Origin of the sequence: Bradyrhizobium roseum (genome assembly GCF_030413175.1) — a bacterium.
Taxonomy (GTDB): Bacteria; Pseudomonadota; Alphaproteobacteria; order Rhizobiales; family Xanthobacteraceae; genus Bradyrhizobium; species Bradyrhizobium roseum.
Genome location: NZ_CP129212.1, coordinates 859509 through 886274 on the forward strand (window position 1 = coordinate 859509; position 26766 = coordinate 886274).

Annotated in this window: 33 protein-coding genes and 2 tRNA genes; 23 read left to right on the plus strand and 12 right to left on the minus strand. The window is 64.2% G+C overall.

Going from position 1 to position 26766, the window contains the following annotated elements; genetic code table 11:
* Positions 1-96: 96 nt before the first annotated feature.
* Positions 97-171, minus strand: a tRNA-Thr gene (locus QUH67_RS03900).
* A gap of 244 nt (positions 172-415) precedes the next feature.
* Between QUH67_RS03900 and QUH67_RS03905 the strand changes: the two genes are divergently transcribed.
* The 15 genes from QUH67_RS03905 to QUH67_RS03975 all read left to right on the plus strand — a co-directional run bounded on the left by QUH67_RS03905 (position 416) and on the right by QUH67_RS03975 (position 12402).
* Positions 416-736 (plus strand): hypothetical protein, encoded by a 321-nt coding sequence (locus QUH67_RS03905; RefSeq protein ID WP_300945329.1) that lies wholly within the window; start codon positions 416-418, stop codon positions 734-736.
* An 88-nt stretch (positions 737-824) separates the two neighbouring features.
* The gene (locus QUH67_RS03910; protein WP_300945330.1) at positions 825-2534 is read left to right on the plus strand and encodes an FAD-dependent oxidoreductase; all 1710 of its coding nucleotides are present in this window, start codon (positions 825-827) and stop codon (positions 2532-2534) included.
* Positions 2535-2711: 177 nt separating this feature from the next.
* Positions 2712-3638 carry an alpha/beta fold hydrolase gene (locus QUH67_RS03915; RefSeq protein ID WP_300945331.1) on the plus strand — a complete coding sequence of 309 codons (927 nt, stop codon included), beginning with the start codon at positions 2712-2714 and terminating at the stop codon, positions 3636-3638.
* Between the two features lie 217 nt (positions 3639-3855).
* The gene (locus tag QUH67_RS03920; RefSeq protein ID WP_300945332.1) at positions 3856-4356 is read left to right on the plus strand and encodes a hypothetical protein; all 501 of its coding nucleotides are present in this window, start codon (positions 3856-3858) and stop codon (positions 4354-4356) included.
* A gap of 42 nt (positions 4357-4398) precedes the next feature.
* Entirely contained in the window at positions 4399-5223 is an 825-nt protein-coding gene (locus QUH67_RS03925; protein ID WP_300945333.1) for an alpha/beta fold hydrolase, read from the plus strand.
* Between the two features lie 13 nt (positions 5224-5236).
* Positions 5237-5896, plus strand: a complete 660-nt coding sequence (locus tag QUH67_RS03930) for a Rossmann-fold NAD(P)-binding domain-containing protein (RefSeq protein WP_300945334.1) — start codon at positions 5237-5239, stop codon at positions 5894-5896.
* 215 nt (positions 5897-6111) lie between these two features.
* On the plus strand, positions 6112-7401 hold the full coding sequence (gene murA / locus QUH67_RS03935) for a UDP-N-acetylglucosamine 1-carboxyvinyltransferase (protein ID WP_300945335.1): 1290 nt from the start codon (positions 6112-6114) through the stop codon (positions 7399-7401).
* Between the two features lie 23 nt (positions 7402-7424).
* The gene (locus QUH67_RS03940; RefSeq protein WP_300945336.1) at positions 7425-7868 is read left to right on the plus strand and encodes a DUF2948 family protein; all 444 of its coding nucleotides are present in this window, start codon (positions 7425-7427) and stop codon (positions 7866-7868) included.
* A 187-nt stretch (positions 7869-8055) separates the two neighbouring features.
* Positions 8056-9351: a histidinol dehydrogenase gene (hisD, locus tag QUH67_RS03945; RefSeq protein ID WP_300945337.1), complete on the plus strand. Its 1296-nt coding sequence runs from the start codon at positions 8056-8058 to the stop codon at positions 9349-9351.
* Positions 9348-9851 carry a UPF0262 family protein gene (locus QUH67_RS03950; protein WP_300945338.1) on the plus strand — a complete coding sequence of 168 codons (504 nt, stop codon included), beginning with the start codon at positions 9348-9350 and terminating at the stop codon, positions 9849-9851. The genes hisD and QUH67_RS03950 overlap by 4 nt, the downstream gene beginning before the upstream one ends.
* 98 nt (positions 9852-9949) lie before the next feature.
* On the plus strand, positions 9950-10417 hold the full coding sequence (locus QUH67_RS03955) for an arsenate reductase ArsC (protein WP_300945339.1): 468 nt from the start codon (positions 9950-9952) through the stop codon (positions 10415-10417).
* A 353-nt stretch (positions 10418-10770) separates the two neighbouring features.
* Entirely contained in the window at positions 10771-11394 is a 624-nt protein-coding gene (locus QUH67_RS03960) for a Maf-like protein (protein ID WP_300945340.1), read from the plus strand.
* The gene (yacG, locus tag QUH67_RS03965) at positions 11384-11584 is read left to right on the plus strand and encodes a DNA gyrase inhibitor YacG (RefSeq protein WP_300945341.1); all 201 of its coding nucleotides are present in this window, start codon (positions 11384-11386) and stop codon (positions 11582-11584) included. Before QUH67_RS03960 ends, yacG begins: the two co-directional genes overlap by 11 nt.
* A gap of 138 nt (positions 11585-11722) precedes the next feature.
* Positions 11723-11798: transfer RNA gene (locus QUH67_RS03970), tRNA-Phe, on the plus strand.
* A 145-nt stretch (positions 11799-11943) separates the two neighbouring features.
* Positions 11944-12402 carry a DUF4304 domain-containing protein gene (locus tag QUH67_RS03975; protein WP_300945342.1) on the plus strand — a complete coding sequence of 153 codons (459 nt, stop codon included), beginning with the start codon at positions 11944-11946 and terminating at the stop codon, positions 12400-12402.
* A gap of 150 nt (positions 12403-12552) precedes the next feature.
* Here QUH67_RS03975 and QUH67_RS03980 read toward each other — a convergent pair whose 3' ends face one another.
* The 3 genes from QUH67_RS03980 to QUH67_RS03990 all read right to left on the minus strand — a co-directional run bounded on the left by QUH67_RS03980 (position 12553) and on the right by QUH67_RS03990 (position 14667).
* Complete coding sequence (locus tag QUH67_RS03980; protein WP_300945343.1) at positions 12553-12816, minus strand: hypothetical protein; 264 nt, start codon at positions 12814-12816, stop codon at positions 12553-12555.
* A 478-nt stretch (positions 12817-13294) separates the two neighbouring features.
* Positions 13295-13669 (minus strand): carboxymuconolactone decarboxylase family protein, encoded by a 375-nt coding sequence (locus QUH67_RS03985; protein ID WP_300945344.1) that lies wholly within the window; start codon positions 13667-13669, stop codon positions 13295-13297.
* 29 nt (positions 13670-13698) lie between these two features.
* On the minus strand, positions 13699-14667 hold the full coding sequence (locus QUH67_RS03990) for a Bug family tripartite tricarboxylate transporter substrate binding protein (RefSeq protein WP_300945345.1): 969 nt from the start codon (positions 14665-14667) through the stop codon (positions 13699-13701).
* Between the two features lie 129 nt (positions 14668-14796).
* Here QUH67_RS03990 and QUH67_RS03995 point away from each other — a divergent pair, with 129 nt between their 5' ends.
* Both QUH67_RS03995 and QUH67_RS04000 read left to right on the plus strand, forming a co-directional pair.
* Complete coding sequence (locus QUH67_RS03995; protein ID WP_300945346.1) at positions 14797-15687, plus strand: amidohydrolase family protein; 891 nt, start codon at positions 14797-14799, stop codon at positions 15685-15687.
* A gap of 7 nt (positions 15688-15694) precedes the next feature.
* Positions 15695-16384: a GntR family transcriptional regulator gene (locus tag QUH67_RS04000; protein WP_300945347.1), complete on the plus strand. Its 690-nt coding sequence runs from the start codon at positions 15695-15697 to the stop codon at positions 16382-16384.
* A 271-nt stretch (positions 16385-16655) separates the two neighbouring features.
* Here QUH67_RS04000 and QUH67_RS04005 read toward each other — a convergent pair whose 3' ends face one another.
* The 3 genes from QUH67_RS04005 to QUH67_RS04015 form a co-directional block, all read right to left on the minus strand.
* Positions 16656-17633, minus strand: coding sequence for a tripartite tricarboxylate transporter substrate binding protein (locus QUH67_RS04005; protein WP_300945348.1), 978 nt, complete (start codon positions 17631-17633; stop codon positions 16656-16658).
* Positions 17634-17786: 153 nt separating this feature from the next.
* A complete protein-coding gene (locus QUH67_RS04010) occupies positions 17787-18077 on the minus strand; it encodes a hypothetical protein (RefSeq protein ID WP_300945349.1) in 291 nt (96 codons plus the stop codon).
* Between the two features lie 141 nt (positions 18078-18218).
* Entirely contained in the window at positions 18219-18521 is a 303-nt protein-coding gene (locus QUH67_RS04015) for a hypothetical protein (protein WP_300945350.1), read from the minus strand.
* Between the two features lie 185 nt (positions 18522-18706).
* On the opposite strand from QUH67_RS04015, the gene QUH67_RS04020 reads away from it, so the two are divergent.
* Positions 18707-18895, plus strand: a complete 189-nt coding sequence (locus QUH67_RS04020) for a hypothetical protein (RefSeq protein ID WP_300945351.1) — start codon at positions 18707-18709, stop codon at positions 18893-18895.
* 55 nt (positions 18896-18950) lie between these two features.
* Here QUH67_RS04020 and QUH67_RS04025 read toward each other — a convergent pair whose 3' ends face one another.
* The 3 genes from QUH67_RS04025 to QUH67_RS04035 all read right to left on the minus strand — a co-directional run bounded on the left by QUH67_RS04025 (position 18951) and on the right by QUH67_RS04035 (position 20826).
* A complete protein-coding gene (locus QUH67_RS04025) occupies positions 18951-19196 on the minus strand; it encodes a PilZ domain-containing protein (protein WP_300945352.1) in 246 nt (81 codons plus the stop codon).
* A 121-nt stretch (positions 19197-19317) separates the two neighbouring features.
* A complete protein-coding gene (locus tag QUH67_RS04030; RefSeq protein WP_300945353.1) occupies positions 19318-20340 on the minus strand; it encodes an aldo/keto reductase in 1023 nt (340 codons plus the stop codon).
* 60 nt (positions 20341-20400) lie between these two features.
* Positions 20401-20826, minus strand: coding sequence for a PaaI family thioesterase (locus QUH67_RS04035; RefSeq protein WP_300945354.1), 426 nt, complete (start codon positions 20824-20826; stop codon positions 20401-20403).
* 77 nt (positions 20827-20903) lie between these two features.
* Here QUH67_RS04035 and QUH67_RS04040 point away from each other — a divergent pair, with 77 nt between their 5' ends.
* From QUH67_RS04040 to QUH67_RS04055, 4 genes are all read left to right on the plus strand, one after another.
* Complete coding sequence (locus QUH67_RS04040) at positions 20904-21533, plus strand: NUDIX hydrolase (RefSeq protein ID WP_300945355.1); 630 nt, start codon at positions 20904-20906, stop codon at positions 21531-21533.
* Positions 21534-21659: 126 nt separating this feature from the next.
* Positions 21660-22634 (plus strand): Bug family tripartite tricarboxylate transporter substrate binding protein, encoded by a 975-nt coding sequence (locus tag QUH67_RS04045; RefSeq protein ID WP_300945356.1) that lies wholly within the window; start codon positions 21660-21662, stop codon positions 22632-22634.
* Positions 22635-22738: 104 nt separating this feature from the next.
* The gene (locus tag QUH67_RS04050; RefSeq protein WP_300945357.1) at positions 22739-22987 is read left to right on the plus strand and encodes a hypothetical protein; all 249 of its coding nucleotides are present in this window, start codon (positions 22739-22741) and stop codon (positions 22985-22987) included.
* 133 nt (positions 22988-23120) lie between these two features.
* The gene (locus tag QUH67_RS04055) at positions 23121-24323 is read left to right on the plus strand and encodes a hypothetical protein (protein WP_300945358.1); all 1203 of its coding nucleotides are present in this window, start codon (positions 23121-23123) and stop codon (positions 24321-24323) included.
* 148 nt (positions 24324-24471) lie between these two features.
* Here the strand turns inward: QUH67_RS04055 and QUH67_RS04060 are convergent, their stop codons facing one another.
* Positions 24472-24777: a hypothetical protein gene (locus QUH67_RS04060; RefSeq protein ID WP_300945359.1), complete on the minus strand. Its 306-nt coding sequence runs from the start codon at positions 24775-24777 to the stop codon at positions 24472-24474.
* Positions 24778-24988: 211 nt separating this feature from the next.
* On the opposite strand from QUH67_RS04060, the gene QUH67_RS04065 reads away from it, so the two are divergent.
* Complete coding sequence (locus tag QUH67_RS04065; protein WP_300945360.1) at positions 24989-25468, plus strand: hypothetical protein; 480 nt, start codon at positions 24989-24991, stop codon at positions 25466-25468.
* A 7-nt stretch (positions 25469-25475) separates the two neighbouring features.
* Here QUH67_RS04065 and QUH67_RS04070 read toward each other — a convergent pair whose 3' ends face one another.
* A complete protein-coding gene (locus tag QUH67_RS04070) occupies positions 25476-26693 on the minus strand; it encodes an EAL domain-containing response regulator (protein WP_300945361.1) in 1218 nt (405 codons plus the stop codon).
* Positions 26694-26766: the final 73 nt, after the last annotated feature.

Genomic DNA, 26766 nt, shown 5'->3' on the forward strand with positions numbered 1-26766 from the left:
ATACGACGTTTTACGGAAACCATTGGTCTGTGTGGCACTCTTGTGTGGCACTCAGGACCGAATTTCCAATAAAATCAATGTTCCCAATGCAATGGGTGGTGCTGCCAGACAGGATTGAACTGTCGACCTCTCCATTACCAATGGAGTGCTCTACCACTGAGCTACGGCAGCGTGCCCGGTATATGAAGGAATCGGCCTTAAAGGCCCCTTACTAGGCGGCCGGTTCTTGCCACATGGGCCCCGCTGGCGCAAGCACGCGGGCGGGCCGGGAAGGGACAAAAATCGTCAGAAAGCGGGGCTTATTGCCGACCGACCGCTGCAACGCCGTCAAAAATCCAGAAAAATCTACCGGGGAGGCTCCCGACGCCAGCACGGATCCCGACCCTCCGCGGCGGACATTCGATGCGCCCGAACCGTGGCTTTCGCGCCGGTTTCCGGCGAGATGGTCATTGCGGCGGGCGGCGACGAAATCCGCTATGCTCGGGTCACGGCGTCGCGGACGGTGCGGTGCCGGATTCAACATCGAGACGTGTTCGACGGAATGACGACCAGGGACCATCAGGACGGCAGCTCCGAAAAGACCGGCGCGGGTGTGAAGGATTCACGACGCGATCGGCTGAAGCTCGCCTTGCGCGAAAATCTCAAGCGGCGGAAGTCGCAGGCGCGCGGGCGCGGCGATGTCGCATCTTCCGAAACCGGCGATACTTCCCTAGATACCGGCGGCGGAAAATCGTAGCCTCCATCACAGCGGGAACCCGTGCTTCGCTCGCCGGGCGGCTTGGCCCGTTTTTCGCATAGTTCTGGTTCTTTTGTGGGCGACGACAATGAGTTCAGACATCACGGCCGATCCGGCGATCGGCGCGGCTTCCGTCGTATTTCCCCGCCATGAGCAGACCTTTCCGTCGCTCACGGATTCCGAAATCGAGCGGATGCGCCGGTTCGGGGAACTTCGCAGCTACCGGCACGGCGAAGCGCTGTTCGAGACCGGCAAGATCGGTCCCGGCATGTTCGTGGTGCTGTCGGGCACCGTCTCGATCACCCAGCGCGACGGCCTCGGCCATGTCACGCCGGTTATCGACCAGGGGGCCGGGCAGTTCCTCGCCGAGATCGGCCAGCTTTCCGGCCGGGTGGCGCTGGTCGATGGCCATGCGGAGGGCGACGTCGAAACGCTGCTGATCCCGCCGGAGCAATTGCGCGCGCTGCTGGTCGCGGAAGCCGAACTCGGCGAGCGCATCATGCGCGCGCTGATCCTGCGCCGGGTCAATCTGATCCAGGGCGGCACCGGCGGTGTGGTGCTGATCGGCCCGACGTCGCTGGGCGACATGGCGCGGCTGCAGAATTTTCTGGCCCGCAACGGTCATCCGCACCATACGCTCGATCCCGCCACCGACAAGGACGCCGCCGATCTCGTCGCGCGCTACGTCACCACCCGCGCCGACCTGCCACTGGTGGTCTGTCCCGACGGCCAGGTGCTGCGCAACCCGACGGAGGCGGCGATCGCCTACGCGATCGGCATGATCGGCGACCACGACCATGAGAAACTCTATGACGTCGCGGTGGTCGGCAGCGGGCCGGCCGGACTCGCCACCGCCGTCTATGCGGCTTCCGAAGGACTGTCGGTCGCCGTGTTCGATTCGCGCGCGTTCGGCGGCCAGGCCGGCGCCAGCGCGCGGATCGAAAACTATCTCGGTTTCCCGACCGGCATTTCCGGCCAGGCGCTCACCGCCCGCGCGTTCAACCAGGCGCAAAAGTTCGGCGCCAACATGCTGATCCCGGTCTCGATCCAGTCGCTCGATTGCAGCCGCGCCGACGGCGCCTTTTATCTCGCGACCGACTGCGGCAAGAACATGCGGGCCAAATCCGTCGTGGTCGCGAGCGGCGCGCGCTACCGCCGGCCTGAGATCGAAAACCTCGCGACCTTCGAAGGCCGCGGCGTCTGGTACTGGGCTTCGCCGATCGAGGCCAAACTGTGCAGCGGGCAGGATGTCGTGCTGGTCGGCGCCGGCAATTCGGCGGGGCAGGCCGCGGTGTTTCTCTCCGCGCATGCCCGCAAGGTCTACATGATCATTCGCGGCGGCGGGCTCGGGGCCAGCATGTCGCGCTATCTGATCGACCGCATCGAGGCGGCCGACAATATCGAATTGATCTTCAACGCCGAAGTGGTCGGCCTCGAAAGCGACGATTCCGGTGCATTGTCGCGCATCCGCTGGCGTAGCCGCCTCGCGCCTGACGATGTGCAGACGCTGGATATCAGCAACCTGTTCCTGTTCGTCGGCGCCGATCCCGCCACCGACTGGCTCGACGGCTGCGGCGTCATGGTCGATCGCGGCGGCTTTGTCGTCACCGGCGCGCAATGCAAGCCGAAGGACGGACAGTTGGCATCGCCGCTGGAAACCTCGGTGCCCGGCGTGTTCGCGGTCGGCGACGTGCGTTCCGGCTCGGTCAAGCGCGTCGGCGGCGCGATTGGCGAGGGCGCGCAGGTGGTGGCGGCGTTGCACGGCTATCTGGCCGATTCCATGAAGCCGGCGCTGTAGTTCAATGATGCAGCTGAGGCGATCTATCCCCGTCACCCTTACGGTCCGTCGCCTTTGTAGCCCGCATGAGCACTTGCGATATGCGGGACCGGCGTGCGCGGCATCCCGCATGTCGCAAACGCTCATGCGGGCTACAATTCCGAACCCGTGCTCCAACCAAGAATGAGGAAATCTCACATGCCATCCATACCGAAGACGCTACGGGCCATTGCTTGTGTCACCTGGATGGCATTGTCGATCTCGTTGATCTCCTCAAGCGCTTCTTTCGCGCAGGCGCCGCAAAGCAAATTCGCCGAAGTCAACGGCGTCAAGCTGCATTATCTCGTGGCGGGTAAAGGCGATCCCGTCGTGCTGCTGCACGGCTTTGCCCAGACCAGCCACATGTGGCGGCCGCTGATCGCAAAGCTTTCCGCCAAACACACCGTGATCGCCCCCGATCTGCGCGGCTTCGGCCAATCGTCCACGCCCGACGGCGGCTACACCAAGAAAGCGATGGCGCAGGACATCCACGCTTTGGTGAAAAGCCTGAAATACGACCGCATCCGGCTGGTCGGCCACGACATCGGACTGATGGTCGCCTACGCCTATGCGGCACAATATCCTGATGAAGTCGACCGCATCGTGCTGATGGAGGCGTTTTTGCCCGGCGTCGGCGAATGGAATAACGTCTTCCTGCTGCGCGATCTCTGGCACTTCCACTTCTTCGGCAAGACGCCGCTGGCGCTGGTCACCGGCCGCGAGCGCACCTATCTCGAACATTTCTGGAACGATTTCGCCGCCGACGCCCAAAAATCTGTGCCCGAGGCTGACCGAAAATTCTACGCCAAGGAGTATGCGCGGCCGGGCCACATGAAGGCGGGCATGGAAGTCTTCCGCGCCTTCCCGCAGGACGCCAGCGAGTTTGCCGAACTTGCGAAGACCAAATTGCCGATGCCGATGCTGGTGTTGTCCGGCGAGAAGGCCGGCGGTACGTTCCTGATCGAGCAAGGCAAGATGGTCGCAACCAATGTCGAGGGCGTGCTGGTTCCAGGCCGCGGACACTGGCTGATGGAAGAGGCGCCCGATCAGGTGATCCCGAAGCTGGTCGAATTTCTCGATCGCTAACGCGACAAACGCTTTGCTGGCCGGTGCCTTCAATCCAATCGGTTCTCGTGCCGATGTTTGTGACAGCCGTGCAAATATTTCGTGCATCATACGACTTTCGTTGATGCGTCATTCTTTCGCGCACATGCCTGCATTGCCTGACCTGTGCGGGATGCGTGTGGAAATTCTCCGCGCTGCGTCGTAACCTTCGGAACAATTCCAGCGAGGGGGCGCTCCGATGATCTTGGGTATGAGTATGGCGACGTTTGTTCAGGTGCACGTCGTCATCAGTTTGATTGCCATTGTCGCGGGCCTGATCGTGATGTTCGGAATGCTCAGTTCGAAATCGCAGCCCGGGCTCACCGCGATCTTCCTGCTGTTCACCATCCTGACCAGCGCCACCGGCTTTCCGATTCCGCCGCTTCTGACCGAAAAGCTGCTGCCGTCGCACATCATCGGCATTCTGTCGCTGGTGCTGCTGGCGATCGCCTGTCTCGCGCTCTACGGCATGAAACTCGCCGGACCGTGGCGCTGGATTTATGTGCTGACCGCGCTGATCTCGCTGTACCTCAACACGTTCGTGCTGGTCATCCAGAGCTTCCTCAAGATTCCGGCATTGTCGGCGCTGGCGCCTGGCGCCCCGCCCTCAGGGCCGGTGTTCGCGGTGGTGCAGGGCATCGTGCTGGTGTTTTTCGTCGTCATGATCATCGGCGCCTTGCGGCGCTTCCGCCCGGTCTAGAGATGGCTCAAGGCGTAACCGCGTAACAGAAGGAGCATTCCCATGCCCACTATCACTACCAAAGACGGCGTCGAGATTTTCTACAAGGATTGGGGCAAGGGCCAGCCGATCGTGTTCAGCCATGGCTGGCCGCTGTCGGCCGACGACTGGGACACGCAGATGCTGTTTTTCGTCAACAACGGCTTTCGCGTCATCGCCCATGACCGCCGCGGCCACGGTCGCTCCAGCCAGGTCGCCGACGGCCACGACATGGATCACTACGCCGATGATCTCGCGGCGCTGACCGCGCATCTCGACCTGAAGAATGCCGTTCACGTCGGCCACTCCACCGGCGGCGGCGAGGTGGTGCACTACATCGCGCGCCACGGCGAAAGCCGGGTGGCGAAGGCCGCGATCCTCAGCGCCGTGCCGCCGCTGATGGTGAAGACGGATGCCAATCCCGGCGGCCTGCCCAAGGAGGTCTTCGATGGGCTGCAGGCGCAGGTAGCGGCCAGTCGCACGCAATTCTATCGCGACCTCGCGGCCGGGCCGTTCTATGGCTACAACCGGCCGGGCGCCAAACCGTCGGAAGCGGTGATCGAGAACTGGTGGCGCCAGGGCATGATGGGCGGCGCCAAAGCGCATTACGACGGCATCGTCGCGTTCTCGCAGACCGACTTCACCGAGGACCTCAAGAAGATCACCGTGCCGGTTCTCGTCATGCATGGCGACGACGACCAGATCGTGCCCTATGCCGACTCCGCGCCGCTGTCGGCAAAACTGCTGAAGAACGGCACGCTGAAGACCTACCCGGGCTTTCCGCATGGCATGCCGACCACGCATGCCGAGACCATCAACGCCGACCTGCTGGCGTTCATCAAGGGATGATCGGGGCTTTGGCATGAAGGCCATCCTGTTCGGCGCCACCGGCATGGTCGGGCAGGGCGTTCTGCGCGAATGCCTGCTCGATCCCGGTGTCGCCGAAGTCTTGTCGGTCGGGCGCAGCCCGAGCGGGGTGCAGCACGCCAAGCTCAAGGAAGTGCTGCACGACGATTTTACGGATTTCTCGAAGATCGAATCGCAGCTGGCGGGATATGACGCCTGCTTCTTCTGTCTCGGTGTCTCTTCGATCGGCATGGACCCGGAGCGCTACCGGCACCTGACCTACGATGTCACCATGGCGGCGGCGAACACGCTGGTGCGGCTCAACCCCGGCATGGTGTTCACCTATGTCACCGGCAAGGGCACCGATCAAACCGAAAAGAGCCCGCTCGGATGGGCGCGGGTCAAGGGCAAGACCGAGGCCGACCTGCTCAAACTGCCGTTCAAGGCGGCCTACATGTTCCGGCCCTCCGGCATCCAGCCGCTGCACGGCGTGCGGTCGAAGACCGGCTGGGTCAACGCGGTCTACGCGCTGACCGCGCCGCTGCTGTCCTGGATGGTGCGCGCCGTGCCGAGCCAGATGACGACCAGCGAGCAACTCGGCCGCGCCATGATCAAGGTGGCGCGCGAGGGGTATCCGAAGCCGACACTCGAGAGCGAAGATATCAATCGCGTCTAACCCGTCGTCACCACACTCTCGGCCGTCATTCCGGGGCAGCCCGTAGGGCTGAACCCGGAATCCAACTCACGGCCGAGTAGGTGGCGCGTTGGATTCCGGGTTCGCGCTTCGCGCGCCCCGGAATGACGACTGTGGGTTTGGCGCCCATCCCATCAAATCGCCGCAAATGTCGCCGCTTCTGCTGTGCGCCAATTTGTGCATCACAGAGGGATGGCATGGACCGCATTCGTATCGTCGGCGGCCGTCCGCTCAACGGCACCATTGCCATCTCGGGCGCGAAGAACGCCGCCCTGCCGCTGATGATCGCGGCCCTGCTGACCGAGGAAACGCTGATCCTCGACAACGTGCCGCGGCTTGCCGACGTCGCGCAACTGCAGCGCATCCTCGGCAACCACGGCGTCGACATCGCCGCGATGGGCAAGCGCTCCGGCGACCGTGCCTATCAGGGCCAGACCCTGCACATCTCGGCGGCCGACATCATCGACACCACGGCGCCCTACGAACTGGTCTCGCGGATGCGCGCCTCGTTCTGGGTGATCGCGCCGCTGCTGGCGCGGATGCATCAAGCCAAAGTCTCGCTGCCGGGCGGCTGCGCCATCGGCACGCGGCCGGTCGATCTCTTGATCATGGCGCTGGAAAAGCTCGGCGCTGAACTCACCATCGACGGCGGCTATGTGGTGGCGAAGGCGCCCGGCGGCCTGCGTGGCGCTCAGATCGATTTTCCGAAGGTAACGGTGAGCGGCACCCACGTCGCACTGATGGCGGCAACGCTGGCGAAGGGCACGACAATCATCACCAACGCCGCCTGCGAGCCCGAGATTTACGACGTCGCCCATTGCCTGAAAAAGATGGGCGCGCGCATCGCCGGCGCCGGCACGCCGCGCATCGTGGTCGAGGGCGTCGAAAAACTGCACGGCGCGCAGCATACCGTGCTGCCGGATCGAATCGAGACCGGCACCTATGCGATGGCGGTCGCGATGACCGGCGGCGACGTCCTGTTGTCCGGCGCGCGCCCTGAATTGCTGCAGTCGGCGCTCGACGTGCTGAGCGAGGCCGGCGCCGTCATCACCGTCAACCGTGACGGTATAAGGGTGGCCCGGAACGGCGCCGGGATCCGGCCGGTGACGGTATCGACCGCGCCCTACCCGGGCTTTCCGACCGACCTGCAGGCGCAACTGATGGCCCTGATGGCCTGCGCCGGCGGTTCCTCGCAGATCACCGAGACGATTTTCGAGAACCGCTTCATGCATGTGCAGGAACTGGCGCGGTTCGGCGCGCGGATATCGCTGGACGGCGAGACCGCGACCATCGACGGCACCGCACGATTGCGCGGCGCGCCTGTCATGGCGACGGACCTGCGGGCCTCGGTGTCGCTTGTGATTGCGGGGCTTGCCGCCGAGGGCGAAACCATGGTCAACCGTATCTATCATCTGGACCGCGGCTTCGAACGGCTCGAGGACAAGCTCTCCGGCGTCGGCGCGTCGATCCAGCGCATCAGTGATTAGGAATCATTTCAGGACGATCGAGGATGTCGGAGGACCCGCTCAAACTCATTGCGCTCGATGCCGACGATCTCGCCGTCATTTCGGCCCATGTGCAGGATGCCCGCGTCCAGGCCTCCGACATCGTCTGGCGGCAGGACGAAAAGCGGCTGGTGGTCGGCATCGACCGGCTGGACTGGGAGCAGACGCTGTCCGGCGGAACCGAGCCGCGCCGCTCGATTGCCGCGCTCCGGTTCGACCGCGTGCTGGCCTGCAAGTCGCGCAACATCGATCTGGACCAGCCCGAGGCGGTGCTGGAACTGATCGGGATCGAATTCCATCCGGGCGAAGCCCCCGGCGGCAGCGCGCTCTTGCTGTTCACCCACGACAAGGCGCTGCGGCTGGACGTCGAATGCCTGGAATGCGAGCTGACCGACCTCGGCACCGACGACCTCGGCGCCAGCGACCTGGCCATCGCCCCGGAGGGGTGATTCCGGCGCCGTAGGGCGGGCTAAGCGAAGCGAGCCCACCACTGGCCCGGGCGGCTGAGGATGGTGGGCACGGCGCAAACGCGCCTTTGCCCACCCTGCCGCCGCTGTTTCCGCGGCCGCAAGGGTTGACGGCCCTTGGCCGCCGCGCCATTGAGCAGGGGCTTCGACGTCTCCCGAGAAAGCCGCCATGCCCGTCCGCCTGGATACCAGCCGCGCCGATTTCGGCCCGCAATTCAAGCAGTTCCTCGCCGCCAAGCGCGAGGTGTCGGCCGATGTCGAGCGCGCCACCCGCGCCATCGTCGACGACGTGGCCGCGCGCGGCGACGCCGCCCTGATCGAGGCGACCCGGAAATTCGACCGGCTGGAGGTCACGGCCGCCGGCCTGCGCGTCACCGCCGCCGAGGTCGAGGCTGCCGTCAAGGCCTGCGACGCCGCCACGCTGGACGCCCTGAAATTCGCCCGCGACCGGATCGAGCTGTTTCACAAGAAGCAATTGCCGAAGGACGAGCGCTTCACCGATGCGCTGGGCGTCGAACTCGGCTGGCGCTGGAGCGCGGTCGAGGCGGTCGGGCTCTACGTCCCCGGCGGCACCGCGGCGTATCCGTCCTCGGTGCTGATGAACGCGGTGCCGGCGAACGTGGCCGGCGTGCCGCGGGTCGTGATGGTGGTGCCGTCCCCGGACGGCAAGCTCAATCCGCTGGTGCTGGCCGCCGCGCAGCTCGGCGGCGTCTCCGAAATCTACCGCGTCGGCGGCGCGCAGGCGGTGGCGGCGCTGGCCTACGGCACGGCGACCATTGCGCCGGTGGCCAAGATCGTCGGACCTGGCAACGCCTATGTCGCCGCCGCCAAGCGGCAGGTGTTCGGCAAGGTCGGCATCGACATGATCGCCGGCCCCTCCGAAGTGCTCGTGATCGCCGACGACACCGGCAATGCCGGCTGGATCGCCGCAGACCTGCTGGCGCAGGCCGAGCACGATGCCAGCGCGCAGTCGATCCTGATCACGGACAGCGCGGCACTGGCCGACGACGTCGCGCGGGCGGTCGAGTCGCAATTGGCGACGCTGCCCCGGGCCGACATCGCCCGCGCCTCGTGGAACGAGTTTGGCGCCATCATCATGGTCAAGAAACTCGACGAGGCGGTGGAGCTGGCGAACGCCATCGCCGCCGAACACCTGGAAATCATGACCGCGGACGCGGAAGGCCTGTCAGCCAAGGTCCGCAACGCCGGCGCGATCTTCCTCGGTCCGCATACGCCGGAGGCGATCGGCGATTATGTCGGCGGCTCCAACCATGTGCTGCCGACGGCGCGCTCGGCCCGGTTTTCGTCGGGGCTCGGCGTGCTGGACTTCATGAAGCGCACCTCTATTCTCAAATGCGGGCCGGACCAGTTGCGCGCGCTGGGGCCTGCCGCGATGACTCTTGGAAAAGCCGAGGGTCTGGACGCCCATTCGCGCTCGGTCGGACTGCGCCTCAACCTGCCATGAACCAGCCGCCACCAGACGATGACCAGCACAACCGCATCGTCGCGGTGACGCTCGACGAGGAATCGATCGGGCGTTCCGGGCCCGACATCGAGCATGAGCGCGCGATCGCGATCTACGATTTGATCGAGCAGAACCTGTTCGCGCCGGAAGGCGCCGGCGAGGGCCCCTACACGCTGCATCTGGCCATTACCGGCAACCGGCTGGTGTTCGACATCCGCCGCGAGGACGGCACGCCCGTGGTCGCGCATCTGCTGTCGCTGACGCCGTTCCGGCGGATCGTGAAGGACTATTTCATGATCTGCGACAGCTACTACCAGGCGATCCGCACCGCCACCACCGACAAGATCGAGGCGATCGACATGGGCCGCCGCGGCATCCATGACGAAGGCTCGCGCACGCTGCAGGAGCGGCTGAAGGGCAAGGTCAGAATCGATTTCGAAACCTCGCGCCGCCTGTTCACGCTGATCTGCGTCTTGCACTGGAAGGGGCAAGACGCATGACGCCGAAAAGTGCGAAGCGGTTTTCGGATCACGTCATGCGTAAGCAGGAAGGCATGACGCCGAAAAGTGCGAAGCGCCCCGCAAGGATCTCGTAACGCATGGAAGCGCCGCCGCGCGCGCGCAACCCGCAGGCCGTGCTGTTCGCGTGCGGGCTGAACAGCGTGCGTTCGCCGATGGCGGAAAGCCTGCTGCGGCAGATGTTTCCGCGGTCGCTCTATGTGAAATCCGCCGGCGTGAGAAAGGGCGAGCTCGATCCGTTCGCGGTCGCCGTGATGGCCGAACTCGGCCAGGACATTTCCGAGCACAAGCCGATGACGTTCGAGGAACTCGAGGATTGGGAGGGGCTCAATTTCGACCTCATCATCACGCTGTCGCCCGAGGCCCATCACAAGGCGCTGGCGCTGACGCACACGCTGGCCGCCGACGTCGAATACTGGCCGACGCCCGACCCGACCGACACCGAAGGGACGCGGGAGCAGAAACTCGCCGCCTACCGCGAAGTCTGCGACGGCCTGATGATGCGCATCCGACGCCGGTTTTCGAAAGCGGGCGCGGCGAGCGGGTAGGTTCCTTCATCCTCCCCTGGAGGGGGAGGATCGGTTCGCATACAATGCGAACCGAGGTGGGGTGACAGCCGATCCGCTCGGGCGGTGCCCGCGGAGAGATCACCCCGCCCCGTCTCGCATTCGCTTCGCGAACGCGAGCCGACCCGCCCCCTCAAGGGGCGGGTGTAGAAAACCGCACCGCCAATCGCCCTTGTCATCCCCACGACAACCGCCCGTGCTTTCCATCCCCCCAGTCCGCAACCGCCGCTGATTCGCAACAACAACAACCACTTGTTCCCCGGTTGTGGAATGAAGCCCCTTCCGATAGGTTCCGCGCGCGCATCCCCCGAATCCTTTCCGCGACACATCCCCGCATGCTTGGCCGCCCCAAAATCGTTCTCGCCTCCGGTTCGCCGCGACGGCTCAGCCTGCTCAACCAGGCCGGCATCGAGCCCGACGCGCTGCGCCCGGCCGATGTCGACGAGACCCCGAAGCGGGGCGAGCTGCCGCGCGCCTGCGCCAACCGCCTGGCCCGCGCCAAGGCCGACGCCGCGCTGAAATCGATCCAGCTCGACGACGAACTGCGCGGCTCCTTCATCCTCGCCGCCGACACCGTGGTCGCGGTCGGCCGCCGCATCCTGCCCAAGGCCAATCTGGTGGACGAGGCCGCCCAATGCCTGCGGCTGCTGTCGGGCCGCAACCACCGCGTCTACACCGCGATCTGCCTGGTGACGCCGAAGGAGGCGTTCCGCCAGCGCCTGATCGAAACCCGCGTCCGCTTCAAGCGGCTCAGCGAGGACGACATCCAGGCCTATATCGGCTCCGGCGAATGGCGCGGCAAAGCCGGCGGCTACGCCGTGCAGGGCATCGCCGGCTCGTTCGTGGTCAAGATGGTCGGCTCCTATACCAACGTCGTCGGCCTGCCGCTCTACGAGACGGTGACCCTGATGGGCGGCGAGGGTTTCCCGATCCGCTTCGGCTGGCTCAATGCCAGCTGAGCCGCCCGACGCGGCGCCCGGCGGCGGCGCCAGCCCGCCGGCCAAACCCTGCCCGGAATGCGGCAAGCCCGCCAAGGCGGCCACGCTCCCGTTCTGCTCCCCCCGCTGCCGCGACGTCGACCTGAACCGCTGGCTCTCCGGCCGCTACGTCATCCCAGGCCGCGACACCGACCCCGAAGACGCCGAATAGGCGTGATTCGCCAATAATTTGGGGATGAGGTGCCAGGCGGGCCGCGCCCGGCGTAGCCGAAGGCGAAGCCGGGTGGACATGCGCTCCCGACCTCTCTATAAACCGCCCGCTCGCACCGCCTTTGGGCCGTCCGGGTATGCCCAGGTAGCTCAGTTGGTAGAGCATGCGACTGAAAATCGCAGTGTCGGTGGTTCGATCCCGCCCCTGGGCACCATGCTTCTACCCACCAAGTGCCGGTGGTTCGATTCCCGATCCCACGCTACATGAAACGCTATGGACCGCGGTGAACAACCGCGTCGGTGTCATGTAAAGCGACAACGCCCGTCGCCTTTTCCTGCGATCACTCTATCGAGTTGGCAATGATGACAGGTCAAGAGTTCAGAACGGGCCTGTTCGCGGCTTTACAGCAGCATGGTTTCACCCGGCGTGGAAGTCTGATGCGGCTTCCGGGAGATGCGGTTCTAACCCTCATCGGAGTCCAGAAGGGATTTGGCGAACAATGGTTCGTCAACGTGGGCTTCTGGCTGAAGCAATTAGGTCGAGATGAACCCGATCTGATAGAGCAGTCACATTTGTACTTCAGGCTTGAAAGGCTATTTCCGCAGTATCGGGAATTTATTCTTGAGGCAGGCGATCTGGCCGCTAAGGGACAGCTGAGCGCATATCACAAAATTCTCACGGTGCTGGTCGATGAAATCGCGGGCGGTCTCAGGCAACTCGGGACAGCCGAGGGGCTTGCTGACGCATATCACGCGGGTAGATTAACAGCAGGCTTTGTGACGAAGGCAGCCAAGGAATTGTTGGCGAGAACTACGTGACGTCCATTTTTTAGCAAGCGTAGCCTGGATGAGTGAAGCGATAGCCGGGTCCTAGTCGTGCCGATCCTAGCACATCGTTGCTGATGCAGATTGCCGCGCAACGTACTGCAATCATCATAATCCACGGCGAAAATACCGGAAAACTTCGATCTACTGATAGAGCCACCAGCGCGCGAGCCACAATGCCGCCAGGTAGACCGTGCCGAGCGCGGCAGCGAAGATCAGGGCGAGGGGCCACAAATTGGATCCCTGGTACAGCGCGAGCAGGCTGAAACAAAGGGCGGGCGCGGTCAGGAGCAGCGGCGCCAGCGCCGCCAGGCGCCAGCCGCCGGGCCAGCGCACGATCGTCACCGGCTGGGCCACGAAATAGGCCGGTACGCCGGCCATGACGACCAGCCCGAGGAGCATTTCCATTTGGCTCCTCCTTCCGATGGAGCGAGGTCAAGCCTGTCCCGATCCTACCCGGTTGGATTTGCGTTTCCCTTAATGCTGGACCCCACACTCGTCGCACGCAAAGCCGGTGCAATCGTAGCCTGGATGAGGAGCGATATCCGGGGTGATGTCAGCGCTGAACCCGCATATCGCTTGGCTCATGCGGGCCACGAGTTCAGGCGAGCGCACGACCTTGAGCACGTCCACCGTCGTCATTCCGGGGCGCGCGGAGCGCGAACTATGATGTGCAATTGCACATCAGAGAATCTAACTCACGACGAATTCAGCCGTTGGTTGGATTCCGGGTTCATCGCTGCGCGATGCCTCGGAATGACGGCGGAGAGTATGGGCGACAGCCGAGTAGCTTGGATGAGCGCAGCGATATCCGGGGTGTTGTGAACGCCGATCCCGCATCTCGCTTCGCTCAAGCGGGCTACCGCCGAGTAACGCACCGCGCCGCTCACTCTGGAAACAGCCCCGCCAGAATCTCCCCAGCCATGTTGAACGCCGCCACGCCGCGGAACAGTGCGGCGATACCGGCGGCGGCGTGCAGTTCTTCCAGCGTGGCGCCGGCCTTGATCGCGGCCTTGGCGTGGTTGGCGGCGGCTTCGGAGGTCTGCACCAGCAGGATGGCAAAAGCCATCAGCTGCACGGTCTTCTGGTCCAGTGCATCCGGCGTCAGCGCCGCGATGCGCCAATCCTCCAGCGCCGTCACCAGATCGGGATCGACGCGCAGGCCGAGTTCTAATCGCTTGGCGATCTTGGGCGGCGTGAAGCCGATCATGGAGTCATAGCGGGACTTCAGTTCGTCCAGTGACGCCGGCTTCTTCGTCATGCGCTGCTCATCCTTGTCTTGGTGCCGGTTCACTCGACCTTGGCGCCTGAGGTTTTTACCACCTCGCCCCATTTGTCGACCTCGGTGCGCAGGAACGCGCCGAAGGCGTCGCCGGACAACGCGCCGGGCTCGGCGCCGACATCGGCCAGCCGTTTTGCCATGTCAGGCTCGCTCATGACCTTGCTCACGGCTTCGATCAGCGCCTTCGTGACCTCAGGCGGCGTCTTGGCGGGCGCGACCAGGCCGAACCACGACGACGCCTCGAAATTCGCCACGCCCGCCTCGGCCATGGTCGGAAGCTCGGGAAACAGCGGCGAGCGCTTGGCGCCGGCCACCGCCAGCGCGCGGATCTTGCCGCCCTGCACCTGCGGACGAACGGCCGGCATGTTGTCGAACATCATCGGCATCTCGCCGGAGATCAAATCGTTCATCGCCGGCGCCGCGCCGCGATACGGCACGTGCATGATGTCGATGCCGGCGCGCGCCTTCAACAGTTCGCCGGCCAGGTGATTGGTCGAACCGAGACCGGACGATCCGAAATTCAGCTTGCCCGGCGACGCCTTGGCCAGCGCGATCAGTTCGGACACGGTCGTCGCCTTCACGCCCGGATTCACCGCCAGCACGATCGGCACCGATGCGATCAGTGCGATCGGGGTGAAATCCTGCGCCGGGTTGAACGACAGTTTCGAATACAGCGATTGATTGACGACCAGCGGCCCCGGCGCCGCCAGCAGCAGCGTGTAGCCGTCGGCCGGCGCACGCGCCACCGCTTCGGCGCCGATATTGCCGCCGCCGCCGCCGCGATTGTCGATCACCACGGACTGCCCCCAGATCTCGGACAACCGGTTTCCCAACATGCGCGCCACCACGTCGTTCGATCCGCCGGCCGGGAAGGGGACCACGATCTTGACTCCGCGCTCGGGGAATCCGGCATGCGCCGGCTGGCCAAACAGCGATCCCATGGCAAGCGCCGCGAGAGCGGAAATGAGATACCGCATTCGTCTCTCCGAATAATCGATTTTTTGTGTTTCGTCGATTTTAGGTTGACCGCAATCGGCGGCGTGGTCAAACCGGTATTTCGATGCCGTTCCGGCAGAGTTAGCAAGCCGTCAACGAGGAGGATACGCGTGTACCGATCCGGCACAGCAAAGCCTTGCCCCGGCCCGGACCGTCATCCGAAGCGGCCGGCGTTCGCGATGCCGCCGGGCGCCTGCGATACGCATGTTCACGTCTTCGGGCCGCAGGCCGAATTTCCCTTCAGCGACGCGCGCAGCTACACGCCGGAGGACTGCACCTGTAACGACCTGATGCAGCTTCACGCCACGCTCGGCATCGATCGCGCCGTCATCGTCCACGGCGGCGCGCATGGCACCGACAACCGCGCCACGCTGGCGGCGCTCGACCGCCATCCCGAAAAACTTCGCGGCGTGGCCGTGGTCCCGTCCGGCCTGCCGCGCGCCGAACTGCAGGACATGCACCGGCGCGGCATGCGCGGCTGCCGCATGTCGACCGTGGTGAGCGGCGGCGCCTCGTTCGCGCATCTCGGCGGACTGGCTGAGGAGACCTTCGATTTCGGCTGGCATCTCGTGCTGCATTTCAACAAGGCCACCGAACTGGTGGAGGTCGCGCCGCAGCTTCTGCAGATCAAAAGCCCGTTCGTGCTCGATCATCTCGCGCGGATCAGCGCCGCCGAGGGCGTCGCCTCCGAACCGTTCCAAACGCTGCTGCGGCTGCTCGATACCGATCGCTGCTGGATCAAGCTCGCCAGCCTCTATCGCCTGTCGTCAAAACCCTATCCGCATCGCGACATGCTGCCGATGATCGAACAGGTCGTTGCGCGGCGGCCGGATCGCATCCTGTGGGGCAGCAACTGGCCGCATCCGATCTGTCCGGTGCCGATGCCGAACGACGGCGACCTGGTCGATCTGATTCCGCTGTGGCTGCCGGACCGCCGCACCCAGCAGCTCGCTCTGGTCGATAACCCCGCCTTGCTTTACGGCTTCGGGCCGGTAACCTGAGCGCATCATGAGCGACGCCCGCGCCTCCGCCGTTCCGGCCTCCGCCACGCTCTCGACGACGCTGGTCACCCGCCTGCGCGACGCGATCATGCGCGGCGAGTTGCTGCCGGGAAGCAAGCTCAATCTCGACCGACTGCGCACCGCCTTCGGCGTCAGCCTCAGCCCGCTGCGCGAGGCGCTCTGCCGTCTGGAAAATGACGGGCTGGTCGCGCTGATCGACCAGCGCGGCTACCGGGTCACGCCGGTCTCCGCGGATAACCTCACCGAGATCATCCGGCTGCGCGTCGAACTCGAGGGTCTCGCGATCAAGGAAGCGATCGAACACGGCGACGTCGCCTGGGAAGGCCGCATCCTGGCGGCGCTGCACCGACTGAGCCGCTGCAAGCGCGGCGCGCGCTCTGCGGCCGAGCAGGAGGTGTGGGAAACCGCGCATCGCGCCTTCCATGCCGAGCTGATCTCCGCGTGCCAGATGCCGCTGCTGCGCCAGTTCTGCGCCACCCTGCACGACCAGAGCGACCGCTACCGCCGGATTTTTCTCAAGAAGAATGCGCCGGACCGTAACGTGCCCGTCGAGCACACCGCCCTCGCGCATGCGATGATCGAGCGCCGCACCCGCGACGCCACGCGCATCCTGCGTGAACACATCGAACGCACCGGCCGTAACATCCAGGCGGCGCTGGCACTCACTTCGAAATAGTACTAATTCGTAGCCCGGATGAGCGAAAGCGATATCCGGGGTCTACGGAAGCCCCCGCATATCGCAAGCGCTCATGCGGGCTACCGTCGCGCAAGCGCATGCATGTTGCGCGCACACCATCATCCAGCCATTTCCGGGATGATGAACTTGTGCCGCTGATTTGCCCGACATGTCAAGTTTCGAACCAGACCTCAGACGGCCATCGCCGGCTACTTTGCATGGGGTTGTTTTCGATGTTTTTGTTTGGGACCCCCGCAATCCGGCGCACGCCTCACTTCTGCTCCTGCGCCTTCATCACGTCCGCAAACGGCTGCAGCGCCTTGTTCATGTCGTCGAGGCGCTTCTGCCATTCGGCGCCGGGCATGAAGGCGAGAACGGCGGCATCGGCGGGCGAGGCCTTGATGAACTCGGGGTCGCGCAGGCCCTCCGCGATGGCGGCTTCGAGCTTTTTGGCGATGTCGTCGGGGATGGCCTTGGGCACCGCAAAGCCGCGTTCGGCGGTCATCGTCACCGCGACGCCCAGCTCCTCTGCCGTCGGAACGTCGGACAGCACGGGCGCGCGCTGCTTGGAAAGAATCGCCAGCGCGCGGAGCGTGCCCTTGCCGCCGCCGTGCAGTTCGGGCACTTCGCTGACGCTGACCATGCCGACCTCCAGATGGCCGCCGAGCAGATCGGTGCGCTGCACGGCGGTGCCGCGGTAGGAGATTTCGTTGGGCTCAACCTTGGCGGCGCCCGCCATCATGCGGATCGCCAGATGGCCGTTGGTGCCCGCGCCGTTATGGCCGAACGTCACCGAGCCCGGCTTGGCGCGCAGCGCCGCCAGCACGTCGGCCAGCGTCGCATACTTGCTGTCCGCCGGCACCACGATCACGCTGGGGTCGTCGACCACGCGCGCGATCAGGCGGATCTCGTCCATGCTGTACTGGGTCTTCCGCGTCATCGGGATGAAATTGTAGCCGGGCACGTTGACCACGCCGATCGAATAGGCGTCGGGCGCGGCGCGCTGGATTCCGGCAAAGGCGATCTCGCCGCCGGCGCCGGGCTTGTTCAGCACGACGAACTTGGCCTTGCCGCCGAGCTTCTGCTCGACGAACGGCAGCAGCTTGCGCGCCATGACGTCGGTGGCGCCGCCCGGCGCAAACCCGATCACGACCTCGATCGGCTTGTCCTCCGGCCATCCCGCCGAGGCCGGTCCCCCAGCCAAACATCCCAATGCCGCTGCAACCAGCGCGATGACCTTACCCTGCATGGCGTTCCAACCCCTGTTCTTATTGTTGCCCGGTCGTCCCGCCAGGGCGGCGCGGCCGGTGAATGATGTGGAGCGGTTGTAGCGGTGCGGTTCGGTCGGGAATAGCGGGCGGCACGCATAGCCCCATGAGCGGCTTGTGGCGCCACGGCAATCCTAAAAATTGAACAGGCTGAAAATCGCCCCCAAGATCCCCGCGATGACGGCCAGCACGCCGAAGAGCACGGTCGCTACCGCGTCGAGCAGCACGTCGATTACATTCGACAGCGAACTGGCCGCCACGATCACGACGCAGCAGCCGGCGCCGATCAACAGCGACGTGATCATGCTGAACACCATGATCCACAGCACGGCGAACACCAGCGCGCTCAACATTACCGCCACGGCGAGGCGGCGGGCAGGGCTGGATTTTGAGGCCGGCCGGGCGGCTGGCTCTGACGGGCTCATGACGGGAAATTCCAACGGGCGATGCGGATTTTGTCTCGGCAGGGCCGCAAACGGTTCAACCGGAGCCGAGCCGCCGGCGTCGCCTGGCGGCTTGCATGGCCAAGCGCGCAAGTCGCGTGAGGCTGCGCCAGCTTGAACCCCCTACATTTGAAGATCGGGCACGAACATCGCCCGCACCGTCCATTTCATCTGCGGCTGGCTTTGCCGGATGCAGTACCGGCCGTCGATGACGGGCACCTTGATGACGGAAGTCGGCCTGTTGCCACAGCAATTCTGGACGCTGTCCGGAAATCCCGGCTGGTAGATGTAGAAGCGGGCGTAGAAGGGGTCGACGGTCACCACGAGGTAGATCGAGTTCAGGCCCCGCGGAATCTTGTCGCGCAGGTCGACCAGACGGTCGCCGGGAGTGCAGGCCAGGGCGGCCGTGACCAGGAGCCAGTTCATCGCCACAGCGTAGCCTAATTCGCGCCGTCCGAAAGACCGCCTGTTGGCGTGGGTCGCCGGGTTGTGTTCTGATCGGCTGTCGGCCATCAGGCCGCGGCGCATCTGGATTGACGCGCGGCCGGTCTTATCTTCTCGAAGTGGCCACGTGGCGTTGTCCTGCTGACTGTGGCCCGAAGGGTGCAGCCATGACGGAATGGTATTTTGTCTGGGTCGAAGGTCTGCGCGGGCCAATGCCGCAGAAATGGTCGTCGGATGGGCTCTGGGGCCAGGTGGGCCGGCAGGATGTCATCGTTCGTTTCACACTTGATGACGCGGAGGCGCATCTGCCGCTCGACGAATTAGCCAGGCGTCATCCGGTTCCCCGCGGCAAATAGGTGAGGGGTGGCCGCCACAACACCGCCGGCATTTCGGGGCCGCGTGGTTCGCCGGTCAGTTCTCGAAATGGACGCCGATCCGCCTCTCCTTGCGCCAGACGACGCGGCTCGGCAGATGGCGGTGGTCGGCTTCCACCACCAGCATGAAGCGTTCGGGAATGCCGACTGGAGAGTTGACGTCGAGGGCAGCGCCGGTGTCGGAGAGATTGCGGATCGTGCAGTCGATAACGGCGCCGTTACTGAATGAAATCTTGCCGCCTTTCAACAGCCGCCGCCGGGGTGCGATTCTGTGCTCGTCCATGGCCTGGACCTCCGCATTGATGCGGAAGTCTTTCACACCCACTGTTACCATCCTATTACCGTACGTTGTACTCCAAAGGAAGCACACCAAGTTGTGAATTGCCGCAGGCCGGCCTGGCCGTTCAGCGGGGCGAGCTATCGGTCCGCGCCCGCCGGCCTTCAATCGGGTAGCCGGGGTCGTTGAATCCCGGCGTCGAGGGATGGCCGCTCACCACCAGCCGGTCGATCAGCGCCTCGTCCTCGGCCGTGAAGCGATAGTCGATCGCCTTCAGATAATCATCCCATTGTGCCTCGGTGCGGGGGCCGGCGATGACAGCCGAGACGAACGACGAGTTCAGCACCCATGACACCGCGAACTGTCCGGCGGTGATGCCGCGGGCTTCGGCATGCTGCTTGATCTGTTGGGCGAGTTGCAGCGACTCCGGCCGCCATTCGGTCTGCATCATGCGCTTGTCGGCGCGGCCGGCGCGCGTCTCCTTGTCGGGTTCTGCGTCCGGTCTGTACTTGCCGGTCAGCACGCCGCGCGCCAGCGGGCTATAAGGCACGATGCCGAGTCCATAATAGCCGCAGGCCGGAAAATGCTCGACCTCGGGCATGCGGTTCATCGCGTTGTAATAGGGCTGGCTGACGATCGGGCGGTCGATGCCGTTATTGTCGCAGATGTTGCAGATCTCGGCGACGCGCCAGGCGCGGTAATTCGACACGCCGAAATAGCGGATCTTGCCCTGGCGCATCAGGTCGCCGATGGCGCGAACCGTCTCCTCCAGCGGAGTCGCATGGTCTTCCTTGTGCAGATAATAGATGTCGATGAAATCGGTGCCGAGCCGCTTCAAACTTTCATCGGCCGCCTGCAGCACCCAGCGGCGCGACAGCCCGCCGCGATTGGGATCGCTGCCAAGCTGGTTGGCGAGTTTGGTCGCGAGAATCCAGTTTTGCCTGTTGTTGGAGATGGCGCGACCGACCACCTGTTCCGACTGTCCGCCATTATAGGCGTCCGCCGAGTCGATGAAGTTGACGCCGGCCTCGCTGGCTTTAGCGATGATCCGCGACGACGTCGCCTCGTCGGTGGGGCCGCCGAACATCATGGTGCCGAGACAGATCGGCGAAATCTTCAGGCCGCTGCGGCCGAGGTGGCGATATTGCATCGGGTGTGTCCTCTCCGTAACGCTGGAAGCATAGCGGCTAGACGTGGAAAGTCGGTGGCCTCAGCCCTCGCTCTTCAATATCTTGAACACGCCGCTCGCCATCGCGATACAGCGCTTGTCGACGGTCACCTCGGTCGTGATGAAGATCAGGCTGCGGGTGGAGCGTACCACGTGCGGCCGCGAGATCAGGATCTCGCCGATCTTGCCGGCTTCGACGAAATGCGTATCGAGCTGCACGGTCGCCAGTGTCGGCTTGCCCGAGACGTACCGGGCCGTCATGCCGCAGGTGCGGTCGGCAAACGTCATGAGCACGCCGCCCTGCACCAGGCCCCGGCGGTTGTGGTGCTTGTCCTCGGTGGCGAGGGCGTATTCGTGGGTGTCGTCGACCACGCGCTGCCATAGCGGCCCGATCAGGTGCAGGAAACCCGTGGTTTCGACGATTTTCCAGCCGTCGGATTTGAGTTTGTCCGCGGCTTTGCTCGTCATCGTGCTGTCCATTCCCTGCGGGTTGTCATGCGGTCCGTGTCATTTCATCTGATGCGCTTGTGTTGTAGTCAAGCAGGATGGCCCGGTCATTTGACGATACCACCCGGCGGAATATCGCAGAGCTCTGTGCGGCATTCACGCGGGCGCCTTCGGGCGACGCTGCGCCGGGGCTGAAGCGCGCGGCGGTCGCCATCGCGCTGACCGAGGGCGAAGCCGGTGGCGGCACGACCTTCTTGCTGACCCGCCGCGCCGCGACCTTGCGCTCGCACGCCGCGCAGTGGGCGCTGCCGGGTGGGCGTTGCGACCAGGGCGAGACGCAGGCGCAGGCCGCGCTGCGCGAACTGCATGAAGAACTCGGCGTCGGCCTCGGGGAGGGCGATGTGCTCGGCCTGCTCGACGACTATCCGACCCGGTCGGGCTATCTGATCACGCCCGTCGTGGTCTGGGTGAGCACCAGCACCGAACTGGTTCCGAACCCGGGAGAGGTCGCCTCGGTGCATCGTATCGCGCTCGACGATATCGAGCGTGGGGATGCCTTCAGCTTTACCACGATCCCCGAAAGTACGCGGCGGGTGATCCGCTTCCGTCATGCCGGCCAGCATATCCACGCGCCGACGGCGGCGTTGATCTATCAATTTGCTGAAGTGCTGGCGGGAAGAAGTACCCGCGTTGCGGAACTGGAACAGCCGGTATTTGCGTGGAAGTAGATGGGCGCGTCATTGCGAGCGAAGCGAAGCAATGACGGAAGCTCCGATCTGCCGGGTTGCGCAGGTGTATGGTTTCGGCGACGATGTCCTGGCCAATAAGAAAATAACTCCGGGAGTTCGCTCGACATGCTCAGAAACTGGCTTTGCGTTGCCGCCGCCATTCTCTGCTTGGGCGCAGCGACCGGTGCAGCACAGGCGCAAAACTATCCCGTGCGCGCCGTCACGCTGGTGATCCCGTTTGCGCCCGGCGGCAGCACATCGATCGTCGGCCGCGCCATTGCCGACAAGATGAGCGACGTGCTCGGCGAGAAGGTCGTGGTCGACAATCGTCCCGGCGCCGGCGGCACGGTCGGCACCAAGGCCGTCGCCAAGAGCGACCCGGATGGCTACACGCTGCTGCTGGGCTACACCGGCACGCTGGCGATCGGTCCCTCGCTCTACAAGAGCCCCGGCTACGATCCGCGCAAGGATTTTGCGCCGATCGGGATGATCGGCAACGCGCCGAATTCGCTGGTCGTGCATCCATCGTTTCCCGCCAAGAGCGTCGCCGAACTGATCGCCTACGCAAAGGCCAATCCGGACAAGGTCAATTTCGGCTCGGCGGGCGCCGGCACCGCCAGCCACATCACCGGCGAATATTTCGCCCGTGCCGCCGGCATCAAGCTGGTGCACATTCCCTACAAGGGCACCGGCCCGGCGCTGACCGATCTGCTCGGCGGCCACATTCCGATGGCGTTCGCGCCGATCCCGGCCTCGCATCCCAACGTCTCCGCCGGCAAGCTGCGCGCGCTCGCGGTCACCAGTGTCGCCCGCACGGGAATGTTGCCCGACGTGCCGACGATGATCGAAGCGGGCCTGTCCGGCTTCGACGCCTCGCTCTACTACGGCCTGGTTGCGCCCGCCGGCACGCCGCGGCCGGTGATCGACAAGCTGAACAAGGCACTGCGCGATGCGCTCGCATCCGACGAGGTGAAGAAGCAGCTGGGCAATGATGGCACCGAGATCACACCCGGAACGCCGGAAGACTATGCCGACTTCATCGACAAGGACGAGAAAAAGTGGTCGCAGCTCGTGAAAGCCAGCGGCGTCGAGCAAGAGTGATGCCGGACCTCGTCGGGAGTTTTCCGCATCGCCGTTGATTTGCATCAAGTTCTGCGTCGTACCGGCGGTAATATGATCGCAAACCAGCGTTGCGGAATTATGCCATGACTGACGATATGAAAATCGTTGTTCGCGAAGCCTTGATGAGCACGCGTGCCGTCACGGTTTGCCCGTTCCATCCCGACGTGACGATCCGCATTGGCGATGACGCGGCAGAAACCCATGCCTCGCACCGTCTGACCAATATCGCCGACGCCAACTGGGACCACGACACTCGATTGGTCGAAATGGCCAGACAGCTAGGCGACTGTGCGGATGGCGTCTGTCCGAAATGTTCCGAGGGACGGCGCTGAAGGTGGCGACATGACGCATTCGGCCGGCGTCGATCCTCGCAACCCATTGAAACTGCGTTGCCACATGGCCAGAGGCAAAAAGGTCGCGCCGTTTCGGGGCTGACTTGGGCCGCGTCCTTGCTACAAGAGCCGTATGCGCCTGCGGTTGATTCGCTTGAGGTCCGGATTTGTCGTGCTCGCGTTGCTCGCTGGCGCACCGCCTGCTGTTGCGATGGAGGCGGCGGAAATATTCCCTCTCTCGACCGCTAACGCGATGGCGCAAGCGGCTTCGCCGCAGGCGATCGCCGAATATCGCCGCAAGCTGAAAGAGTACCAGGAAGCCCGTGCGGCGTTCGAGCAGGAGGCGGGGGCCTACTGGTCCTTGATCTCGGAAAAGCGCAAGGGTCGCAATGCCAAGCGGCGGGAACGCCAGGCCATTGCGCTCAACGATTATGTGCTGACCCAGCCGCCGGTCTACAGCGGTCCGAAGGCCCCGGTGAATCCGGAGCCCGAGGCAGAAAAGCCGCCGCGCGAGCGCAAGGCAATCCCGGTGGTCGCCGATTTCCTGAAGGCCGCCGCGGAGCAGTTCCAGTTCGTGCCGCAGCGGCCGTCATCCGAGGTCGAGTTCAAGCGCGCCTATGCCCGCTACGCGCTGGCCGCGGGGCTGACGCGCGAACAGGTGGTGCGGGTCTATTCGTTCGAGACCGGCGGCACCGGCAATCACGATATGCAGTCAGGCCTGAGCGCCTCGCGCCCCGGCTCGCGCGCGATCTCGACGGCGATTGGCTACAACCAGTTGCTCACCACCAACAGCGTCGAATTGCTGGCCGAGCAGGGCCACGAATTCATCAAGGAATTGACGGCGCGGGCTTCGGCGCTCTCCGGCGCGCAGCGCACGGCAATGGAGCGCAAGCTCGCGGTATTGAAGAAGATGGTGGCGTTTACGAAAACGGTGCCCGACACCTGGTCCGAGCATGAAAAGCTCGCCAGCACCCCGCAGGGCTGGGCGGTGCACGCCATGGTGCTCGATATCGACGTCGGGCCGATGCTGCAGACCCACAAGCTGCTGACATCGGTAAATTTTGCGCGCGCCAAGGGCTATAACCGTCCGCTTTCGGCCGCCGAGCTCGAAATGATGAACCTCACCGGCGACGGCACCGGTTTCGACATGGTGACCATGCCGCAGGCAATGCGCGAACAGGTGCCGACCTCGAACTTCTTCCAGCGCGGCGGATACGAGCGCAACCCCGTCGCAATCCGCCACAATACGGTGGCAAAGCTGCTCGCGGTCACCGACGAGCGGATGGATTTCAACAGCAACAAACCTGGTGCGAAGGAATTGGCGGCAGCGTTTTAGTTTCCCTTCTCCCCTTGGGGGAGAAGGTGGCGCGAAGCGCCGGATGAGGGGTTCTCTCAACGGGAACGATTCGCGGAGACATACCTCTCATCCGCCTCCGCTTCGCTCCGGCAGCTTCTCCCACAAGGGGAGAAGGGAGGAGTCGCCCTCAATTCGCCCCGAACTTGAACCTGCCGTCGTCCTCGAGATAGGGACCGGTGCGCATGTAGAGCTGCCCATTCTCGCCGACGAAGAACAGGGTGCCTTTCGGCACCTTCTTGGCGCCCTTGAGCAGCATGCCGGCATTGTTAGTGCCCATCTTGTAGGACACCGTCTTGCCGTCCTTGCCGTAGGCATAGCCCATATCGGACTTCAGCTCCCACGGTGTCGGCGTCGCGCCTTGCGCGAATGCGCCAGTCGAAAAACCCGCCAGGACGGCCATCGCCAAAACCGTCTTCGTTGAAATGCCCGTCATCATCCATCCTCCCCGTGACCCTTCGGCCTCTTGCCCCGTGTTTTGAACAAATCACGAACGGTGTCGCGCCGTCAATTGGCACATTCGACGCATTGCACAGGCCTTCTGGCAAGTGTTGAGACTTTGTGATTTCCCGCGTGCGGCTTCGCGACTATGTTCGTCTTTCAAGCTACAATCATGCATTGCGAAGGACGTCATAGGGATGGTCAGGATGAACCACGTCGTGAAGATCGGTCTTGGTGTTGCGCTGTCGTTCATGACGCTGGCCCAGGCGACGGCGGCCAACGATTTCAAGCTCTCGAACAACCAGCGCATCTCCTGCAGCCGCGGCCTGAGCGCGGGCAAGCTCAATACCTCGACCTGCAAATCCTATGCGTATGTGTTCAACACCAAGACGTCGGAATATTTCCGCTGCCAGGTCTCGCTGGCGCTGACGCGCGACAACAAGGAAGTCATCAACGTGCAGGCCGACGGAGGCTGCGCTAAGAAGCCGCGGATCTTCGACGCCGATTCCAGCTATTCGTTCGACGCCACCGAAACCGAACCGCCGAACACCAATTCGTTCTTCGGTCCCGGCGGCTATGCGGTGTGGGCCAGCGACAACAACAATCTGAAAGTACGCGGCTGCATCATCATTTCATCCGGCCTCGGCTCCGATATTTCGAAATGCATCGACATGAAGTTCGATTGAGGTTGGGTCAGGAAGGTTTGTCGGAGCCGGGTGCGAGCTGAGGGCGGGAACGCGCAAACTTCCGCACCGCCACCGGCTTGCCGAACAGGTGGCCCTGCACGAGATCGAATCCCATATCATGCGCGGCCAGGAAATCGGCGCGGGTTTCGATCCCCTGCGCGATGGCGCGGGCACCGTTGTCGTGCGCGAGTTCGACGATGCTGCGGCACACCGTCTGCTTCAGGCGGTCGTCCGCGCAGCCGTTGATGTATTGCTGGTCGACCTTGAGTTCGGCGAACGGAAAACTCGGAAGCTCCAGCAAAGACGGCCACTCCGCGCCGACATGGTCGACGGAGAGCGCGATGTTGTGCAGGCGCAGGGCACGCGCGGCGTCCAGGACGAGGTCCGCATGTTCGTTGGCTTCGCCGCTGTCGATTTCGATCAAGAGCCCGCCAAAGGCGGGGTGCGCCGGTATGGCGCGGCAGAGATCGCGTACCGCCGCACCGTCGCCCAGAAACGCCACCGGCAGGTTGATCGAGAGATCGACCGGGCCCTGGCTCTCCAGGAGGTAGCGCCAGTCGTCGATGGCGCGGCCGATCACGAATTCGGACAGTTTTCGAAAATGCGGGTCCTTGTCGTCGGGAATGAAATAGGCCGGCGGGACTACGCCCCAGGCGGGATGTCTCATCCGGACCAGCGCTTCAGCGCCGCCAGGCGCCAGCGAGCGCGTGTTGATCTTCTGCTGGTACCACAATTCGAGCCAGCCGGCCTTCAGCGCCTCGGCGACATCGACCGCCGGGCTTGGCGCCGGCTCGGCGGGCAGCAACTCCGCGACGCTGGCGCGCAGGCTCGCCGCGCCGAACGGCGTGGGCAATGAGGGCAACATGGCGATGCCGTACTCGTCGCCGATTTGCCTGACCGCCTTCACCATGATCGAGTCGGGCTGGCCGATGACGAGCACCTTGCCGCCGAAATTCTTCCGCACGATGGCTTCGAGAATTTCGCCGACATTGATGCCGTCGACACATACGCTGAGCAAGATCAAGTCCGGGTGCTCGGTCTGCAGCAGGCCCGCCAGATCGCCGGCCTGACCGCACTCGCAGGTCACAAAGCCGAGATCCTCGAGCGCATCGGAAAGAAACAGCCGAAGATGTTTCTTGCTGTCGATGACGCAGGCCCGCGGTGTCAGCTTGCGATGTCCGAAATGCGCCGCGCGCGCATGTTCGCTGATGTTGACTTGCTCCATCCCCGCCCTCCATCAAATACCCCGATGGCAGTGGTACATCCGCGTTGAGGTCGCAATAATGGAATTTTGCGGG